General features: G+C 34.0%; 14 protein-coding genes. All 14 read right to left on the bottom strand.

Translation table 11 applies throughout. The features are described from left to right. Positions 1–98: 98 nt before the first annotated feature. On the bottom strand, positions 99–1,385 hold the full coding sequence (locus tag LWP20_RS14455; RefSeq protein WP_242928879.1) for a glycosyltransferase family protein: 1,287 nt from the start codon (positions 1,383–1,385) through the stop codon (positions 99–101). 107 nt (positions 1,386–1,492) lie between these two features. Next, positions 1,493–2,695, bottom strand: coding sequence for a glycosyltransferase (locus LWP20_RS14460; protein WP_242928880.1), 1,203 nt, complete (start codon positions 2,693–2,695; stop codon positions 1,493–1,495). Between the two features lie 11 nt (positions 2,696–2,706). Beyond that, positions 2,707–3,663: a glycosyltransferase family 2 protein gene (locus LWP20_RS14465; RefSeq protein WP_242928881.1), complete on the bottom strand. Its 957-nt coding sequence runs from the start codon at positions 3,661–3,663 to the stop codon at positions 2,707–2,709. Between the two features lie 57 nt (positions 3,664–3,720). Beyond that, positions 3,721–4,536 carry a glycosyltransferase family 2 protein gene (locus tag LWP20_RS14470; protein ID WP_242928882.1) on the bottom strand — a complete coding sequence of 272 codons (816 nt, stop codon included), beginning with the start codon at positions 4,534–4,536 and terminating at the stop codon, positions 3,721–3,723. A gap of 20 nt (positions 4,537–4,556) precedes the next feature. Continuing rightward, the gene (locus tag LWP20_RS14475; protein ID WP_242928883.1) at positions 4,557–5,651 is read right to left on the bottom strand and encodes a glycosyltransferase; all 1,095 of its coding nucleotides are present in this window, start codon (positions 5,649–5,651) and stop codon (positions 4,557–4,559) included. 53 nt (positions 5,652–5,704) lie between these two features. After that, positions 5,705–6,718, bottom strand: a complete 1,014-nt coding sequence (locus LWP20_RS14480; RefSeq protein ID WP_242928884.1) for a glycosyl transferase — start codon at positions 6,716–6,718, stop codon at positions 5,705–5,707. A 13-nt stretch (positions 6,719–6,731) separates the two neighbouring features. Beyond that, on the bottom strand, positions 6,732–7,568 hold the full coding sequence (locus LWP20_RS14485) for an FkbM family methyltransferase (protein ID WP_242928885.1): 837 nt from the start codon (positions 7,566–7,568) through the stop codon (positions 6,732–6,734). Positions 7,569–7,572: 4 nt separating this feature from the next. Further along, the gene (locus LWP20_RS18270; protein WP_262914613.1) at positions 7,573–8,202 is read right to left on the bottom strand and encodes an acyltransferase; all 630 of its coding nucleotides are present in this window, start codon (positions 8,200–8,202) and stop codon (positions 7,573–7,575) included. Further along, complete coding sequence (locus tag LWP20_RS14495) at positions 8,186–9,460, bottom strand: ABC transporter ATP-binding protein (RefSeq protein ID WP_242928886.1); 1,275 nt, start codon at positions 9,458–9,460, stop codon at positions 8,186–8,188. Before LWP20_RS14495 ends, LWP20_RS18270 begins: the two co-directional genes overlap by 17 nt. A 4-nt stretch (positions 9,461–9,464) precedes the next feature. Next, positions 9,465–10,316, bottom strand: coding sequence for an ABC transporter permease (locus LWP20_RS14500; protein WP_242928887.1), 852 nt, complete (start codon positions 10,314–10,316; stop codon positions 9,465–9,467). Positions 10,317–10,441: 125 nt separating this feature from the next. Further along, positions 10,442–11,554: a GDP-mannose 4,6-dehydratase gene (gene gmd / locus LWP20_RS14505; protein ID WP_242928888.1), complete on the bottom strand. Its 1,113-nt coding sequence runs from the start codon at positions 11,552–11,554 to the stop codon at positions 10,442–10,444. Between the two features lie 170 nt (positions 11,555–11,724). Next, positions 11,725–12,669: a GDP-L-fucose synthase gene (gene fcl / locus LWP20_RS14510; protein ID WP_242928889.1), complete on the bottom strand. Its 945-nt coding sequence runs from the start codon at positions 12,667–12,669 to the stop codon at positions 11,725–11,727. Positions 12,670–12,726: 57 nt separating this feature from the next. Beyond that, the gene (locus LWP20_RS18405) at positions 12,727–15,102 is read right to left on the bottom strand and encodes a GumC family protein (RefSeq protein WP_242928890.1); all 2,376 of its coding nucleotides are present in this window, start codon (positions 15,100–15,102) and stop codon (positions 12,727–12,729) included. Positions 15,103–15,126: 24 nt separating this feature from the next. Continuing rightward, complete coding sequence (locus LWP20_RS14520; protein ID WP_242928891.1) at positions 15,127–15,906, bottom strand: polysaccharide biosynthesis/export family protein; 780 nt, start codon at positions 15,904–15,906, stop codon at positions 15,127–15,129. Positions 15,907–16,027 lie beyond the last annotated feature (121 nt).

Raw genomic sequence — 16,027 nt, forward strand, 5'->3', positions numbered from 1 at the left:
TCGTTTCAAGTACTTCAGTAATCGCAGCATCGAGCTCAGGCTTTATTTTATGATATTGACCCTGTAGGTCGACCATCTGGATTCTCATATAAGCTATTTTAGTCTAAAATTTCTATTAATTTATACACTAAATTTTCAATATCGAATTCAGATGAATCAAATTCTAAATTTTGCTTTAGAGATTTATTTTTCCAATCAGAATAGATTTCAATCAAGCCATTATAAACACCACCCTCTGTTAATGAGTATCCGAGATTATGTTCTTGAATAAAGTTACTCGTCCAACAGCGTTCAGAAAATAAAGCTAAGGTTTTCTGTTGAGAAATATATTCATGGAATTTCGTTATTAGAGCATAACCTAAGCCTTTTGTAAGAAATAGTATACATACATCAGAAGTAGAAATACTCTTATATACTTCATCTAAAGGAACAACTCCATGGTATACAATATTTTTATGATGTTTTGTAGCGTCTAAAAAATATTTAGGTACATCCCCATAAAAATCGAACCTAATTATATTATATATTTCTTTATTATAATCTCTTAAATGATCAAGTGCATCGACTAATTCTTTGAAAATATAATCGATTTTTTCAAAAAGTGTTCCAGCATGAATAAACCTTAGAGTCTCATGATTAGTTATAGATTGTTTTATTATAGCATAATCATCTTTGTCGTAGCCATTAGGTATAGTTATAAACTTATTTAGATTTAAACTATAATTATCTATAAAGTAAGTATTCATTTCTTTTGATACACTAATTATTATATCAAATGATCTAACAACTTTAGCTTCTAATTGTAATTCATAATTCATTCTACTTTTAGATAATTCAGCATACCCAAAGCTTTGCAAATTATTGCACCAAGGATCTCTAAAATCAACTATAAACTTAATGTGTGGAAATTCTTTTTTTAAATCTATAATATCAGTTAACCATGTAAAAGGTCCTCCAGTAACAATTACATTTTTAAATTTATTACTAGTTAGTGAATTTCTGATTTGATTTAAAAAATCTTCATTAACAAAAAGAGTTGGGTCATAAATATTACCCTTAAATTTTGCTTTCAAATACAGTAATGTTAACCTATAATAGATTTTATCAATAAAAGAATATTCATCTTTATTTATAACACTAGGATAAAATAGATCGAAATATTGTATTTTATCTTTATACTCAAATGTATCGTTCAACCATGGAGAAACTTTATTTGAATGATTTAAAAAGGGCCTTTGGCTGTAAACAGAAATCTCAATGTTATTCCTATATAGATATTTACTAAACTTAGCCCATCTCCTTCCTCCAATACTGGGGTGTGGTGGGAAAAAGTATGATAATATTAAAACACTCTTTCTTTCTGATAAAATATTATTTATTTTCATTAAATAATTAGTTGATAGGATAAATGAACTAAAAATTTGCAGGAAATTTTACATCTAATTACTTTTTTAGAACTAGAGTTGTAACTCTTAAATATTAGTTTTTAATTTCAACTTAATAGTATGTCTGAGATATACTTTTTGAAGTTTTTATCAGCTCTAAAACGCTGTTCCCAGAAATACCTGACGCCCTTCCTGAATTCTAATGTATTATATTTAGAATCAGAAAAATTGTTGATGAGATCAGCGATTAGGTTAGGATCAAAATCTTTTTGTATAAGTATTCCTGTTAAGGAATTTACAATCTCTGGGATTCCTCCTACATTAGTACCCATAGTTGGAATTCCAAAACTTATAGCTTCTTGTATTGAAACTGGACAACCACCTTCTGATTCTGTTGTTGTTATAAAAAGGTTAACTTGATTTTGTCTATAGTAATCTACTATTTCTTTATTTGCAATACTTCCTTTAAAATCCACAGAAATATTTTTGGGTAAGTCTTTAGCTAATTCTTTGATTTCATTCAGCTGTGGACCATCTCCAAAATGTACCCATTTTAAAGGTAATTTAACGTATGAAAGAATTTCTACTATGAGATTAACCCTTTTTAAAGGAATAACATTAGAGCACGATAATAAGGTAAAAGAGTTATTTTCATTGAAAGGGCCTATTCCATTATCTGATACGCCAAGCCGGTGCATAAAAATTTTCTTTTCAAGTAAAGGATAATTCTTTAGTAGATAATTATAACCGGCAATAGAAACGGCACTAATTTTACTAACATGCTTTAATTGTAGGTTTCTGAAAGGAATAAATCCGTAGTCTGATCTTTCTTCATAAAGATCAAATCCATGCACTCTGGAGTAAAAATTAGTAATTAATCCATTTTCTTTTAATAGAGCTAAAATAGTAGCCCATTCATCAGTCCAATAGCTATAAAAGATACTTGAAGTATTTATTTTGTTTATTTTTAACCAACTCTCTACAAGTTTTTCTCTTGCTAATAAATTTTTAGTATAGCTTATCAGATACCGTATTTGCTCAAAACTTATTTCATTTGATAATTTCTTTTTAACAAAATAAACTATTTCTTGAATAACACTTATAGTAGGAATAGCAGGCAAACATCTTGACTTACTTACTTCCAACTGCACTACCTCAGCATTATCTGGTAAAGTACGAGGCTGACCAAATGCTATTAAGGGGAAAATTAAAATTTTATCAAAGGCTTCAGAAAGGTGAGCAATTTCATTTTCAATGAACGTTTCCCCAGTACCATATGGATAAGAGGAAGTAAAAAACATGAGTTGCATTAGTATATGCTCTATTTAACTTTGCTTACTAAGTTTTTGGTCTTACATTTGATAGGCTTTATAATATTGTCTTTAAATAGAAGAGTAAATAAGTACGGGTTAATTTTATAAAGCTTTAGGTATAATTTAATCTTAGGTAAGTTCCAGGCTCTTAAACCATTATGGATTGCATACTTAAGGTAAACATCTGCTAAAACGTTTTTATCAATAAAATTTAAGTTTTTTAATATCCAATCAAACAATATTGTGTATTCTAAAACATATCTTAATCCACTAGCCAAATTTTTAGATGCATTTATAGAATGTTCTCTATAAAAATTTAACGTCTCATTTAAATAAGCTATTTTATAGTCTTTGCATATCCTTAGGTAGCAGTACCAATCGCCAATATATTTAAAATCTTTATCTAGAGGGAAAATTTTTAATAATGCTTTCTTACTAAAAAGGACAGCGCTGGCATTATTTACAGTGCAGCTTTGAATCAGATTTTCCTGAATTTCTTTAGTGCCCTCTAGTATATAACTTCTACTCCACTTGTCGGTATTATAGTTATGATTTCTTAAATTAGAAAATGTTAAAATGTTTTGAACATCATCTTCCATAATAATATTAGAATTACAGTATATTAAACCTATACTTGGATCTACTTGTAAGACAGTAGTCAATTTATCTAAGAAAGATAGATCTGCCCAATCATCGCTTTCAGCAATCCAAATATAATCACCCTTAGCTTGTAAAACTCCCTTCTCCCACTGTTTAAACACAGAACCACTATTTTTTTCATTATATATTACCTTACTTATTTTGGGATGATTCCGATAAGATTCTATAATCTCTCTACTGTTATCTGTTGAATTATCATCTAAAATAATAAGCTCAAAATCAGAAAAAGTTTGATTTAAAACCGAGTCAATTCTTTGATTTAAATATTTTGCATGATTATAATTTGGAATTATAACTGAAACCATTTGCTAATATTAAAATTATGTTTATGTGATATCAAGACTTTTTAAACCTTATGCATATTATACAGATTTATTACACATTTTATAATACATATATTTAAAAAAAGATCGTAAGGGCCTATCCCGATCATTTTTGTATATATTAGATATGTGATGCAAATCTTTATAATTTTTGAGGAGTAGTTGCGCATGTTTAGAATAAAAGTATTCTAATCTTTTTGTTGCTCTACTTGATTGTTTACCACTTACAATTACTGAATCATGTCGGATTCTGTAGTCGTACAAGATCTCGTTTTTATGGTAAAATTTCCAACCAGCAGCAGCAGTTCTTATCCAAAAATCCCAATCTTCAATACCTATAAGAAATTTCTCTTCATCAAAGCCTCCAATATCTGCCCATACTTTTTTTCTAACTATAGAACATACATCAATATAATTATCGATAAGAAGTGTTTTCAAATTAAATTCCTTTGGGATAAAACGAGGTTGTGTTGAGTCTCCAAAAAAATTAGGATTACCATATACAACTCCTATTTCAGGATTACTCTCTAAAATTTCAATACAATCATCAATACCATTAGCTTTAATTTTATTATCACTGTCTAAAAACAATAAATACTTTCCCTTAGAAAATTGTACTCCAGTATTTCTTGCTGAAGCTGGTCCATGATTTTCTTGACGGATAACTATATATCCTAATAATTTTATTTTTTCTAATACTTCTAATGTATTGCTATCAGTAGATCCATCATCAACTACTATAACTTCATGTGGATATTTATTTTTGTATAAACTAATACTTGCTATAGCCTCTGGTAGGTATAAACCAGAATTATAGCAAGGGATTATTACAGATAACATGGTATCTTTTTTCATATTTGATTAATAAAGAATTTTCAGATACCAAACATTAATTTGAAATGATTTGAATTCTTTTTAAGTAGTGGCCACATCCAAACCTTTAACCTTCTAAGGTTAGTAAGCGATTTTAGATTCAACTTGATATACCACTTCATCAATGAAAAATATTGTTGAATTTCTAATTGATAGATTACTTCATTAGGCCTATATCTATTCAATATTTTGAGAGGAACTATCCAGTAAGCAACATGTTGTTTAAGTGTAAATCTATGTATACGCATATACCAGAATTTCCAAAATTTTCTATGTATGGTAATTAAGTTAATATTATAACCTTTTTTAAATGAGTCAAATATTATAGCGTACAATAAGAAATGATATGTAACATAACCAAAAGTTTCAAAATTATTTTTTAACTTTTCTAACTCAACCCTATCTTTTGGCATGTAATGCTTGTACTTTAATCTATCAGAATAGTATATTTTTCTACCAAGCATTAATATTGCTATAGCAACTTCATTATCTTCTCCCGCAGCTTTACCTGGAATCTTACTAGTAAGAGTTGAAAATCCTAATGATCTAATATAGTACCAATCGCATGCTTTTATTATCATACCAGCACCCCATACCCAGCAATTGTTTTTATTAAAATAACCTGGTTCCTTTATTGGACTTCCAATTATGAAATATGAAAAGAAATTTTCAATCCAAATTGGTGGTTGGGTTTCAAATACCCCGGTACTGTGACCTTGTAAAATGCCTATCTCAGGGTCATTCTTAAAGATTGAATAAGCATTAACTAAATATTTGGGATCGAGCCAATTATCATCATCTGCAGTAAGGATAAATGAGTATTTGGCACTGTCATAACCAGTTTCAATTGCATAGCCTTTTCCTGGTCTACACTCATCTATTACTTTGAGCGTAAAAGGATTACCAAATTTCTCCCAACAAGACTTAACGAAAGAAATTGTATTATCTTTTGAGGCATTATTTACTACAATTAATTCAATAGATATATCTTCTGGAATTTCAAGTAAACTTATATGGAGAAGAGTAGCTTCTAATCTTGATTCTCCATTATAAGTACATATGACAATTGAAAATCCTTCTTTTACTTCAGCTAGCACTTCTTTATAATATTAGTTAGAATAAATTTATCACAACATTCTTTATAAAACATCTACAAACAATTCAATAAAAGATGTTTATTAAATATCGTTATTACCTTTCTTTTTAGCTTTTGCTTGAAACTTAATTGTACGTTATTGCTATTTCTTTTTGCTATTGCTTCTTCATGTTTTGTTTTATAATATGGAACTAATGACTTGAAAAAGATGCTCCCATTTTTTAGAAGAGCTTGTTGATAGTTTTCAAAAAGTGGGGCAATATCTGGTCTGTTGTTAAAGTTAAACCTATTATTATAGATACTTATCCTTTCTGGTTTATTAACATCAAAATGACTGAAGTGAAAGAAAATTAACTTAAAAAGGCTATTAATTTCCCATTCAGAATTATTATCCATTTTAAAATGCCTTTCATGTAGGTTCCAATTAGCTGCATTGTACCCTGGGTGCCTAATTATATAATATGATTCGTAGAAAGCCGGGATGTAATTTATCCATATCTGATCGTAGAACATACCTTGATCATCTCTACGATAACCATACTTAAGACACCTGTCGCCCCACCAATTAAGAAAACAATTTAATTCTTTATGCTCTGATAATGCTACAAAACCTAAATTGAATATTCCTGTACGAAGTATGTGGTAATCATTCGGACCAAAATTATCATCAACGGGTGTGAGCATGTGAGGAGTTAATGTAATCATTGCCTTTTCCAAGCCCAATAATACTTCTTCCATCGGTGAGAAAAGTTGTATATCTGGATCAAGATATACAACTTTATCCGCATTTAATATGTTAAAGAAATGAGAAAAAAAGAATGGCTTTACTGTTGTATTTAACTCTACTATATTAAATTTTTGACAAAGAGATTCTATATTTTCAGGTAAATAAATATCTTCAGCTAGAATTATATTACATTCAAGAGATTGATAATCTATTTGTTTATCAATCTTGTCTACTAATCCTATATAAATATGGAATTCAGGATGGTATATTTTTAAAGAGTCTATTAAAACTTTTGCTGCGCCTAAATAATTGTTTGAACAAAGTGTAAATGCTATAGTCATAAAGGATATATATTTACTTGTAGCTTAATAAATTATTTAACGGCTTATCTCTATAGCCAAAAATATTTAATTGAAGATCATAATATAAATTCCCATTTTTATCGAACGGATGTTTCATATTTTCCCACGCTTCTTTTATGTATACCCTAAAACCTGACTTTCTTAAAAAGAATAAAATTTCATCCAATTTTTGTTCATTTGAAGGGTTACTATGATATTCAACAAAAATTCTATCTACATTTGAGAGTGATTCATAGCATTCTTTTAAAACCTCGTATTCAGCTCCTTCTATATCAATTTTTAAAAAATCTACTCTTTTTTCCTCCTTTAAAATTGAAGATAGCTTAATAGATTTAATGTTAACTTGATTCTCTGTATTTATTCCTAATGTTGAAATTGTTCCACCGAGAGCTCCATCAACCGAAAAAGGTAAATCTGTTTCTTCATTCCAAATTGCAGTATTATAAATTTCTATATTTTCAAAAGCAAATTGTTTTAAGTTATTAGAAAGAAGCTTATATATATTGGGATCTGCTTCATATGCTATAATTCTGCTTTGTGGATATAATTTCTTAAAGTATAAAATGCTTAATCCCCAATTAGCTCCACAATCTATTACTAAAGGTGTTTTTATTGAAGTTTTAAATTTATAAACTTCTTCAATAAAGAGTTCATCTAAACTGTGTGTATACCAAAAAGGATGGGAGATAAGAATGGGTTTATCGAATATTTTTGTTTCTGTTATTACTGATTTGTTTATTGTTTTTAGATGATTATACTCCTTCAAAGAAATTCCAATATTGTTAAGTTTTAACTCTATTGGACTTTTAGATTTAAATATTCTGAACATTCTATCATATATTTTTTACTGGATAATCTATCCAAGCACCTTGCTTGAAAGAGTATTTTTTTAATATTTTTGCTGGAACTCCAGTTGCAATTGAATAATCTGGAATATCCTTTGTGACTACTGAATGTGCCCCTATTACACAATTTTTACCTATCGATACTCCAGGTAGTACCGATACTCTATAACCTATAAAACAGTTAGCACCAATATTAACTTCTCCCTTTGAATATAGATCCTGCTGAATAGGAGGAGTATTTATAGAAGGATCGAAACCATGTGTATGATCAGAAGCATAAAAGTACTCACTAATTAATGTGTTATCATTTATAATTATCTTCTTTATACCAGTTATGCAAGCATAATTACCTATACAAACATTATCCTTGATATCTATAATTGGATTTCGATTTGAATTTAGTGCCTGGAATACTCCCAACCATGAGTTTTTTCCTATATAAGAATTCTTTCCTATTCGTATATTAAAACCATTATCGATTCTAAATGGCTTTTCAAGCTTTGCTCCTTCAGAAAAATCTAAACAATAAGGATTATGATGTATATCATGGCATAATTCTCTTTCGTCAAGGACTTCTACAATGATGTTTCTTATGAAATTTCTAATTTTCTTTTTCATAATTAAAACTTGAGGCTTCACATATGATACCTTGCCATTTTCCACCTAGAACAGAGCTATAATTATTTAATACATTCAAAGGGGTATAAGATAGCCATTGATCAATAACAATATTATTGCTAACAAGTATAATATCAATACTATATTGGCCAGCCCTAATAGCTAGTCTAGTATTTATATCAAAAATATAATCACCTTTTTCAATTTTGAAGAAATTTCCACCATAATCTCTACTATTTGTTGAATATATAATATAATCACTTGTATCTCTGACAACTAAGCCTAATTCAACATTTTCTAAAGATGTATAAGAGGTAAAATGGAATGAAAAAGTCAACTGTTCACCAGTAAATATTGAAAAGTTATCAGATACATTATTTTCAGACACTTTTTTTATGATCCATTTTCTAAAATATCCTTTTCCAGTATCAGGAATAGTATGACGGACTCCATCATTTTCTTTTATTATGTTGGTAGTTTGATATTTTTCTAATATGTCTGGTATATTACCCTCAAAATTTAACTCTCCATTTTTTAAAAGGATTCCATAAGAACACAACTGTTTTATTGCAGCAAGATTATGACTTACAAATAGAATAGTCCTTCCTTCCTTTAAACTAACATCTTGCATTTTACCAAGCGCTTTTTTTTGAAACTCAGAATCACCAACAGCTAATACTTCGTCTACAATTAGAATCTCAGGTTCGAGATGTGCTGCTACAGCAAAGGCCAGTCTTACCCTCATTCCAGAAGAGTAACGTTTGACAGGAGTATCTATATAACGTTCAGTACCAGAGAAAGCTACAATCTCATCAAATTTGGCTCTAATCTCAGCCTTTGTCATCCCAAGGATGGCGCCATTTAAGAAAATATTTTCCCTACCAGTTAACTCTTCATGAAAACCCGTGCCAACTTCTAATAGTGATGCAATGCGCCCTTTTACTTTGATGGCACCAGTTGTTGGAGCAGTTACTCTTGAGAGAAGTTTAAGCAATGTAGATTTACCAGCTCCATTTTTACCTATAATACCTAATACTTCTCCTTGCTTGACTTCAAAGTTAATATTCCGAAGTGCCCATGCATATTCACTTGTAGCTTTAGCTGATCTATCGTTTACCTCGCCGATCTTTAGGTATGGATCTTCCTTGCCACGCACTTTATGCCACCAGCGGTTTAAGTCATGAGAGATAGTACCTGTTCCTAACTCTCCTAGCCTGTATTGCTTCGATAGGTTCTCTACTTTAATAACAGTACTCATAAGATTAAACCGTATCCATAAATGATTTCTCTACTTTATTAAACACTACAATACCAAGTGCTAGCACAACGAAAGCAAATAAAGTAGAATACCCTAAATAAGCCCATTCAAATGTCCCCTGACCCAGAAAACTATACCTGAAGGTTTCTATAATCCCAGACATTGGGTTGGCTAATATGTAAATTTTATACTTCTCAGGTAAAGTAGAAATTGGGTAGATAACCGGAGAAGCATACATGGCTAACTGTACACCAAATGTTACCAGGAACTTCAGGTCGCGGTATTTGGTAGTCATGGCAGATATAAGCATACCAAAACCTAAACCAAGAGCAGCCATCAACAGCACCAGGTATGGCACAAGTATTACTGCCCAATTAGGTTGCACATTAGCATCATCTAAAAGATAATACGATAACAGCACCAGGAATAGAATAAACTGTACGCCAAACTTTAGCAAATTAGAAACGATAATTGAAAGTGGCATGATCAGCCTCGGAAAGTATACTTTACCAAAGATGTTCGCATTTTGCGTAAAGGTATTGGATGTTGTATTAAGGCATTCGGCAAAATAATTCCAGCCCACAATACCTGCCATGTAGAACAAAAGTGGTGGCACGCCATCTGTAGAAATACCTGCTATATTACCGAATACTATTGTAAAGGTTATGGTTGTAAACAGCGGCTGCAGGAAAAACCATATTGGTCCCAGAATAGTCTGCTTATATACCGCTACAAAATCGCGCCGCACAAACATCTGCAACAGGTCGCGGTAACGCCATACCTCCTTTAACTGTAAATCAAAAAGACCGGAACTGGGTTTTATTACCAGCGACCAGTCTTCATCCTGTTCTTTCATCGAAAGCTGATTAATTCCAAAACGTAATAAAAATACCTCAAAAGGTGCTATAAATTTAGCGAATCCTTTTGAGGTATAAATGTGTTAAGCAGTGTTTTTTTTACTGGCTATTCAAGAAAAAAAGCTTATTCATGATAGTTTAGCACTCTATGCCCGCCTTCCATCAGGTAGGTATCGCGCTTGAAGAGCTCCAAGTCAGACTGCATCATATCTTTTACCAGTCCAGCCAGATCATACTTTGGTTTCCAGCCAAGTTTGGTGTTGGATTTAGTAGGATCACCTATAAGAAGCTCCACTTCTGTTGGACGGAAATAGTTAGGATCAACTGATACCACTTCACGACCAATTTCGATCTGGTATTCAGGGTTATTGCAGGCAGCAACATAGCCTTTTTCCTCCACGCCTTCGCCTCTGAACTCAATATCTATACCCACTTCAGCAAAAGACATTCTCACAAAGTCGCGTACTGTAGTTGTAACGCCTGTTGCAATAACAAAGTCTTCTGGTTTCTCCTGCTGTAGTATCAACCACATAGCTTCTACATAGTCTTTTGCATGTCCCCAATCGCGTTTTGCATCCAGGTTACCTAAGTATAATTTATCCTGCAGGTTAAGAGCAATGCGGGCTGCAGCGCGCGTTATCTTGCGTGTTACGAATGTTTCGCCACGTAGCGGCGATTCGTGGTTGAACAGAATACCGTTGCAGGCATACATGCCATAAGCTTCGCGATAGTTCACCGTAATCCAGTATGCATAAAGTTTAGCAACAGCATAAGGTGAACGCGGGTAGAAAGGAGTCGATTCAGATTGAGGAACAGCCTGTACTAAACCATAAAGCTCTGAAGTAGACGCTTGATATACACGAGTCTTCTCCGAAAGTCCAAGTATACGTAAGGCCTCCAGAATACGAAGTGTACCTATACCATCAGCGTTAGCTGTATATTCAGGTGTATCAAAACTTACCTTCACGTGGCTCATGGCAGCCAGGTTATAAATTTCGTCAGGCTGCGTTTCCTGTATTATTCTGATAATGTTGGTAGAGTCAGTCAGGTCGCCGTAATGAAGTTTAAAGTTAATATTCTTTTCGTGCGGATCCTGGTACAGATGATCGATACGATCTGTGTTAAATAATGAGCTACGACGCTTAAGACCATGTACTTTATAGCCTTTGCTTAGTAATAGTTCTGCCAGGTAGGCGCCGTCTTGTCCGGTAACACCAGTTATCAATGCTGTTTTCATTATATCGTCTATTTCTTGTAAGGGTTAAATTTAGGGAGGCTTATGATTCCCCTGGCCCCTCCTAAGAGGGACCTTTCTATTAAATGAACAATGTTAATTTTTAATTGTGGGCACCTTTAATTCAGGTGTATGTTTTTCAATATATACGTTGTGAATACGTAACCGGAAGGCTAGCTGAGAGCTGGAGCTGTATATTTCTCTTTGAAATCGGCATAAGCCAGGGAAATACCTTCGAGAAGTTCAGTTTTATGCTTATAACCCAAGCTATGTAGCTTTGATACGTCCATCAATTTACGTGGAGTTCCATCCGGCTTAGCGGTATCGAATACGAGCTCGCCTTCAAAACCAACTACTTCTTTTACCAGCAGGGCAAGTTCTTTGATAGTAACATCCTCTCCTGTTCCAATATTTACCAGTTCACGCCCGTCGTAGTTTTCCATCAGGTAAAGGCAGGCTTCTGCCAGGTCATCTGCAAATAAAAACTCGCGTCTCGGGCTGCCTGTACCCCATACGGTAACAGTGCTATTTCCGTTTTCCTTCGCTTCATGAAACTTACGGATCAGCGCAGGAAGTACGTGTGAGTTGTTGAGGTCATAATTGTCGTTGAAGCCATACAGGTTTGTAGGCATAACGCTTATAAAATTGCTGCCATACTGGTCACGGTAGGCTTCGCATAACTTTATACCGGCAATTTTAGCGATGGCATAAGGCTCATTTGTCTGTTCCAATGCACCTGTTAAAAGGTACTCTTCTTTAAGCGGCTGAGGTGCCAGTTTTGGATAGATGCAGGAAGAGCCCAGGAACATCAGTTTTTTTACACCCGTTTTGTAAGCAGCATGAATGATGTTTGCTTCCATCATGAGGTTATCATACAGGAACTCTGCCCGGTACGTATTGTTGGCATGAATACCCCCTACTTTTGCTGCCGCCAAAAAAACGTACTCTGGTTTGTTTTCTTCAAAAAAATCATGAACCGCTACCTGATTGCGTAAGTCAAGCTCAGAAGATGTTTGGGTAAGTATGTTATTAAAACCGGCTTCTTTTAATTTTCGGCAAATAGCAGAACCTACCATCCCCCGGTGACCGGCTACATAAATTAAAGCATTATTTTCCATAGCCTCTTTATACTTAAATTACGCTATATAGTTATGATATTATTTAAAGAACCAGTATTAAATTTTAAGAAGCTTCTTCCATTTTGATCGATGTTGCCCGTCTTCTGCATAATAGCCGTACCCGTAACCATAGCCATAACCGTACCCATAGGTAAGTTTATTATAGTTTACATCGTTAAACAGAATAGCTACTTTATCTACTTTACCAGTTTCATACTGCTGCTGTATATTGCTCAGGAAGTTTTTATAAGTATAGTTCTGGCGTACCATGTAAATTGTTGCATCAGCAATGCGCATCAGTTCCAGTCCATCAGATAAAATACCTACCGGAGGCGTATCAATTATGATGTTATCATATTGCTGCTTTAGTAGATCAATCAGATCAGCCATTTGTTTACTTAACAGCAGCTCCGATGGATTTGGCGGAATTTCACCGGATGGTATAATATGCAACCCTTCCTGGATTGTATGGTGTACGATATCATCAATAGAGGCATAGCCTGCCAGGTAATTGCTTAGACCAACTCCACTGCTTACGCCAAAATCTGTATTGTTGTTTGGCTTACGCATATCCGCGTTTATTAAAATAGTACGTTCACCGGAAATTGAGAAAATATAAGCCAGGTTTTTAGCAGAAAATGTTTTTCCTTCGCCACTGATGGAAGAGGTTATAACATACATTTTTCCTTGCGCTTGCTGTGCGTTTATCATAAAGCGCAGGTTAGAACGAACCGTTCTGAAAGCTTCAGCTAAGGCTGACTTTGGACTTTGATCGATCAGGATGCCTTTTTCTTTCGTGTTGTGCCCTATTAGGCCTAGTACTGGGATAGTGGTGTATTTAGAAAGGTCTTCCGTAGTAGAAATCTTGTTGTTTAACATCTCTTTTAAAATGATATAAGCTGTAGGAAGTAGTAAGCCAATAAATAGTGCGATCAGGTAATTCTGGTCAGGTTTAGGTGAAATGACAGCCTTTACAGCGGCACCATTTACTAACTTTGCATCTGGTACTGTAGCGGCGGTAGATATGCCGGCTTCGGCACGCTTTTGCATCAGGAACACGTAAAGGCCCTCGCTTAATTCATACATGCGCTGAAGGTTAATGAATTTGCGCTCAGCTGACGGCAATTGTTGCAGTGAACCCATCATGCGCCTGATACGGTTATTGATATCATTTATGGCTATCTGGTTTACTCGCTGTAGGTTTCGTACATTTTCAGACATGCCCGCTAGTAACTCTTTTATCCTGTTGCGGGTAGTCCGGATCTGAGTATTAATAAGGGGGTTTTGAGTTTTTTCTTCATTCAGTGTAGTAAGCTGCAACTGAGCTTCTATTAATTGCTGGGTTAGCTGATTTAGAACTGGATCGGAAACTCCGAACGAAGACGGTGCTATTACACGCTCTGTTATATTGCCGGTAGCTATATAATTTTTGAGGTAATCAAAATATTTTGCGTTTATAAGCAAGGCCGCTTTTTCGCGCTCTAGTTCCTGGACCTGTTCAGTAGTCTTAGCCCCTTCATCGCTCATAGTAAGGTCGGTATTAGCCTTTTTAAAGGATTCAAGTCTATCTTCTACTAAAAACAAAGAGTCGCTTATCTGCTGCAATTGTTCATCAATAAAATTAATGGTATTGACTGCTGTAACATTTTTCTCTTTGAGCCCTTGTGCAATATAGGTTTTGGCATGCTGGTTCAGGAAGTCTATTGCCTTTTGGGTATTATCGCTCGTTGTGCTTATTTCAAGTATAGAAGTTTCTTTAATAGGTGCAATAATTAAACTCCCACGGTAATGATTTACGAGATCTTCTTTCTTATTAAAGCTAAAAAATAAGTCAAAATCGAATGGCTCGTTAGGCTTATACCTAACTACAGTAAAACTAAAGCCATTGGTGCTTATTAGTTGACCTGAGCGGAAGGTTTTACCTTTGAAGGCGTTGTTTAATTCCTGGTTACTTTCTGTAGAAAGAGTGAATGTATTGCCTTCTTTTAGTTCACATTTAATGAGTACGCCATAAGGAACATGCGTAGAACTAGTATCAAGTGTTACTTTAATTGGGCTCCAACCATAAACTTCTGTAAATTTAATTTCCCCCTCTGCAAAATAAGAGACATCAAAATCCAGATTATCAATAGTTTCACGTACAAGCTCGTTCGATTTAAGTAACACAGACTCATTATTCAGGTTTTTATCAGCTCCAAGTAATTCTTTCCCATAGAGCAAGTTAACAGGTGCATTAGAGAGGTTATCCGGCTCGTTTATGAGGACAGTTGTACTTGCTTCATAGATCGGTGTAGTATATCTGTTAACTATGTATGCTGCCAGCAGTGCCAGCGGAACAGATAGCAGAAATAAATACCAGTATTGTCTTAACTTTTGCAGGATTAACTGTAAGTCAAAAAGAGTGTCCTGTTGTTGTATTGGTGCCGGATTCACGTGGTGGCTGATTTAAATTTGATACTATAGAAAACGGGAAACCAGTAAGCTGAGCGTGGTGATAAGGCTTAGCGCTAAGCTTACATTAGTAAGCATATTCTCTCTTATATTTTTTGCAGGCAACGGATCAACTACGATCATGTCGTTTGGTTGTAGGAAAAAATTAGCCTGGGCTATAGTCTGGTTATTCAAAAGGCTAAAAGTATAAAGTTTAGCCTGGCCATTATCGTATCGTATAAGTTTGATCTGGCCGCGATTGGCATACGAACTCATCCCTCCTGCCGAAGCGATTGCTTCCATCAGGTTAATATTATCCTGGTAGGTAGTAAACTGCCCTTGCCTTGTTACTTCCCCAAGTACGGTATACCTGAACGTAAGCAGGCGCAGATTAACGGTTGGGTCTGTTAAGAATGGTTTTAAGGCTTCGGTTACTTTTAATCGGGCATCCGGCATACTCAGGCCGTTCAGATTTACTTTACCTACAGCCGGTAACAAGATATTTCCTTCGGTATCCAAAGTATAACCATCCAGAACTGGGTCAGTTTGTCCAAAAGTGGTAGATCCGGCACTCAGGAAATTAAATTCGGTTGGGGTTGTGCTCTGTACTTTAAGCGAAAGCACATCGCCTGGCTTTAATAAATATGCTTTTTGCTGGAGAGCAAACGTTTTTAATAATTCGTCGGCTTTACCTTGCTCTTTAACCTGTGGTTTGTCCTGCAGCAGGATAAGTTTTTTTTGTGGTACACAGGAGCTAAACAAAATTACTCCTGTAAGTATCCAGAATGCTAAAAGGGTGTTACGCATGCGTTGTGGCTTTGTCGCTTAATGAGGCTTTATTTGATATTATGGCAAATTTTAAGCCTTACTGTAAGTGGTGAAATTAACAAATTATTGTGGCAGTAACACAATTTAAGAGCTAATTAAT

Origin of the sequence: Pontibacter vulgaris (assembly GCF_022758145.1) — a bacterium.
GTDB classification, from domain to species: domain Bacteria; phylum Bacteroidota; class Bacteroidia; order Cytophagales; family Hymenobacteraceae; genus Pontibacter; species Pontibacter vulgaris.